2 protein-coding genes are annotated in these 4,370 nt (G+C 63.3%); one reads left to right on the plus strand and one right to left on the minus strand.

Annotated elements, in window-relative coordinates; genetic code table 11:
• Nucleotides 1-3,254, minus strand: a 3,254-nt coding sequence (locus AC5DC2_RS20090; RefSeq protein WP_491699757.1) for a beta strand repeat-containing protein, incomplete at its 3' end; no start/stop codon positions are given.
• Between the two features lie 270 nt (nucleotides 3,255-3,524).
• Between AC5DC2_RS20090 and AC5DC2_RS20095 the strand changes: the two genes are divergently transcribed.
• The coding region (locus AC5DC2_RS20095) for a SurA N-terminal domain-containing protein (RefSeq protein WP_491699758.1) at nucleotides 3,525-4,370 on the plus strand (846 nt) is incomplete at its 3' end.

The raw sequence follows: 4,370 nt of genomic DNA on the forward strand, positions 1-4,370 counted from the left end.
GCCGAGCCGTTCTGTTCGGTCTGGTCGTAGCGCGTCTGGCCGCCGCCGAAGACGAAGCCGATGGCGGTCGTATCATCGAGCTGGGCCAGATAGCCGCCCTCGACGATATTGCCCGTAATGTCGGCGCCCGAATTGCCGGCGCCTGAATCGCCGTCGACGCTCGCCGTCTCGCCGTTATACTCCAGCCAGATCGAATTGGCCGGCGTCAGGGAGCGATATGGAGCGTAGGGCGCGCCATAGGAGCCTCCGGAGGAACCGCCATAGGTCGCGCCGCGACCGGCCGAGGCCCAGTCCCATTGCGGCTGGCGGCTCGACGGCGTGCCGAGGTTCCAGTAGGCGAGCGCCGAGGTTTCATTCGCCGACGGCAAAGCGTCGTCTTCCTTTTCCTCGATCGGCCGCCATCCGGTGAACAACCGGCTTGGGTTGGACGACCGGCGCAGGAAATCCTGCATGCCGAGATTGGCCGTCATCGTCGCGTTGATGCCCAGTTCGCCGCCAAGGGTCGTCATCGCCGCCTCGTAGGCGCTGCCCGATTGCAGCATGCCGGCAGACAAGGTTCCCGTCAGCGGCACGCCGTCGTTGAAGGCCTTGACCAGCTGATCGTTGACGCCCCTGCCGAGGGCGGAGAAATTGAAATTGCCGCCGACATAGGCGAGAGACATGTTGAGCCTGTTCGCATCCTGCGAGATCGTTCCGCGGAACTGCGAGGGCAGCGAGGCAAGCGGCGCCTCATAGGTGCCGGTGATCGCGCCGGCCTCCAGCAGCGTGTATTGCTGCTTCAACTCGCCGCCGTCGACAAAGTCGACATCGAGCTCGGTTTCATCGAAGGCAACCGTGCCGGTGACCTTGGCCGGAACCTGGCTGGTCTGGATGACCGCCGCATAGGTCGCGTCCGGTTCGAAGTCGAGATCGCCATTGACGGTGATCGACCCCTTCTCGTCGCCGGAAAGGAAGGTGCCGCCGGTGCGCACCGTGGTCGAACCGATCTCGCCCGAACCGCCAAAGGCAGCGCCAGCCTTGATGTCCGCTTTCGTGCCGCGAAGCGAACCGTCCACCAGGAAGGTGCCGCTTTCCGCCTCGAGCGTGCCTGCGAACTGGTCATTGTCGGCCGTCAGCCGCAGCGTGCCCGGCCCTTTCTGCGAGACCGTGCCGGTACCGCGCAGAAGACCGGCAAATTCGATGTCGTCGGAACGGGCAAAGCTCAGCTTGCCGCCGGTTTCGATTGCCGCATTGCCCTGCAGCGTGCCGGTCGTGCCGCCATTGCCGACCTGGATTTCAGCGCCCGTGTCGATATAGGTATTGCCTTCATTGGTGTTGTCGGCCGTCAGAATGGTGGTTCCGGCAAAGGCGCCGATATCGACCGTGCCGCTGATCACGCGCGAGAACTCATAGTCGGAAGACGTGTGGTTGAAGACCAGATAGCCCTGCCCGTCGCCGAAGGAGACTTCATTGACGTCGAGCGTGCCTGGGCCTTGCGGCGCGACATCCGGCAGGGAGCCGATGACAAGGCTTCCGGTCGAACCGGCATTTGCGGCCAACACAAGTTTGTCGGCCGTAAGCGTGCCCCCGTCGGAAAGCTGCAGGACGCCGGTTCCGTTCTCGCCGACCGTGAGGTCGCCGTCGATCGTCCACGACGACCCGGCCCCGTCGATCACCGCAAGACCGGTTGATCCAGCAGTGGAAGCGACCGTGCTTTCCGTACTGGTCACGACACCGCCACGGCTAATGACCAGCGCGCCGTCGCCTTCGACACCCGCGGTAATGCCGCCGTCGACCGCCCAGGACGAGCCCGTGCCAGTTACGGCCACAAAACCATAACCGGTAGCGTTTGTCCCGATTTCCACCGTGCGATTTGTGACGGTACCGCCATTAAAAATATCCAGAAGGCCAGATCCCTCGGAACCGACCTCAAGGTTCGAGGTGTTGTTCCATGTGGCACCGCCAGTCACGCCGACAATTCCGATGCTGCCGGCATCGCGCCCGATAATGCCGCCGTTCGAGTTCAGCGTTCCTCCGTTTTCCAACCCGAGCAGCCCCTCGCCCGTCGCACCGACGGTCATGCGATTGGTGAGCGTCATCTCGCTGCCGGCATCGGTGACGTAAAGTATGCCGGTGCTGTTCGCATTCGCGCCGACCAGCGCGAAATCCGCCGTGACGGAGCCGCCATTCGAAACCGCCAGGCGGCCATCGCCATTGCGCCCGACCCTGAGCGAGGCGGAAAGCTGCAATTGCGAGCCGGCGCCGTCGACATAAACCTTACCCTCGCCACTCGAAACATTGCCGATATAGGCATTGCTCGCGGTCATGGTCGCGCCGTTGAGGACCGAAAGCGTGCCTTCGCCGCCCGTGCCGCCGGTGTTCACATTGCCGCCAAGTGAAATGTCATTATAGACATTCCACAGCGAACCGCTGCCGGTCACCGTCGCTTCATTGCCGGTGGAGGACGTGTTCTCGCCGATCGAAAGCGAGCCGCTGATTGCATGCGCGCCGCTCTGGACCAGAACCGTGCCCTTGCCGCTGCTGCCGATGGTGGTCGCGCCATAGCCGTTCCACTGCGTACCGGCGCCCGACAGGGTAACACTGCCCGCGCCGCCCGCATTGCGGCCGACGATCGCCTGGTCCGATTCGATGAAGGCGCCGTCGGAGACGCTGAGATTGCCGCTACCACTGTTTGCCACCGAAAGCCCGTTGGCGCCCGTGCCGTAGGTCCTGAGGCTCGTGCCGCTGCCGGAAAGCGTGACGGTGCCCGAACTGCCATCCGCATTGCCGAGAATGATCGAGGCCGTCTGGCCGGTCGCGCCGTCGGACATGCTGACCCGGCCCGTACCGGCATCGCCGACGATGATCGAATTGTCCATCTGCACCTGGCCGCCCGCGCCGAGCGTCAGCGTGCCGTTGCCGCCGGCCGATGCGCCGAGACGCGTCCGCTCGCCGTTGATCGTGGCATTCGACGTCACCCGCCCGGTCGCCGTGTCGCCGATGACGAAAGTGCTGATATATTCCGTGCCGCGATCGGTCGGCAGAACCGGCGCATTGGCCGTGGTGTTGATGGTAACGTTGTCACCGGTCTTGGGCGTGTTGGTCGTGGCCGCGCCGTTCTCGAGCCAGTTGTTGGCTGTGTACCAGTCGGTCGATTCGGCTCCGGTCCACTGGAAATCGGCGGCATGGCCGGCTGCGCCCCAGAGGAGGAACAGGGCGGACGAACTCAGGAAGACCGAACGGGCCGCCTTCAGCCGCAAACTCACATTACGCATGACACCTCCAGCACAGAAACGCTCGAACCTCTTGTCGCCGGCCTGTCCGACGGCCGGTCTCGCATGCCTGCAATTCTGGACTGCAGTAAATTAAGAACTTCTTGCGAGGGGAGAATTGGCCGTCATGCTTAATGTTTATGGTTAGCACTTGGTTAATTCGCTTGGGCTCCCTGATTTAACCGCGCATGCAGCTATGGCTTCAATTCCGCTCAATCTTCGTCTAAGAAGCGTCACAAACCCTTATGACCGGAAAACAGGGACCGCTCGAGAATGCTTGAAACAATGCGCAAAGGCGCCCAGACCTGGGTCGCGAAACTCCTGCTGATCCTGCTGATCATTTCGTTCGGCGTCTGGGGCGCCTCAAGCGCGCTGTTTTCTGGCAATTCGGATGTGGTGGTTCAGGTCGGCGACAAGACCGTCTCGGCCAATGAATACCGCCTTGCCTACCAACGCCAGATGAACAGCCTGAGCAACCAGTTCGGCCGCCGGCTGACCGGCGAGGAAGCCCGCATGATCGGCGTCGACCAGCAGGTCTATGCCCAGCTCGTTGCGGGGGCTGCCCTCGACCAACTTGCCGACGATATGAATCTCGGCCTCTCCGAAGACCGGCTGGCCGAGATCATCGCCCAGGATCCCGCCTTCCAGAACGCCGACGGGCGATTCGACCGCCAGCGCTTCAGCGCGCTCCTGCGCAATGTCGGCCTAAACGAGGATGACTATGTGGCCGAGCGCAGCAAGGTCGCCGTGCGTTCCCAGATCGTCGACGGCATGGCCGACGGTTTCGTGCCGCCGAAAACGCTCGTGGATGCCATCCGCGAATACCGGTCCCAGAGCCGCGTGGTCGACTATATCGTTCTCAACAACGCCTTTGTCGCGCCGATCAAGTCGCCGGGCGACGAGGTTCTTCAGCCCTGGTTCGAACAGCGCCAGGCCGCCTACCGTGCGCCCGAATACCGCAAGATCTCCTATGTCGCGCTCCGCCCTTCCGACATCGCCGATCCCGACGCGGTCTCCGATGCCGCCGTCAGGGCCGATTACGAGGCTCGGATCGCCAATTACACGACGCCCGAAGACCGCCGGATCCAGCAGATGACCTTCGCCGACCATGCTGCCGCC

Source organism: Martelella sp. (genome assembly GCF_984369615.1).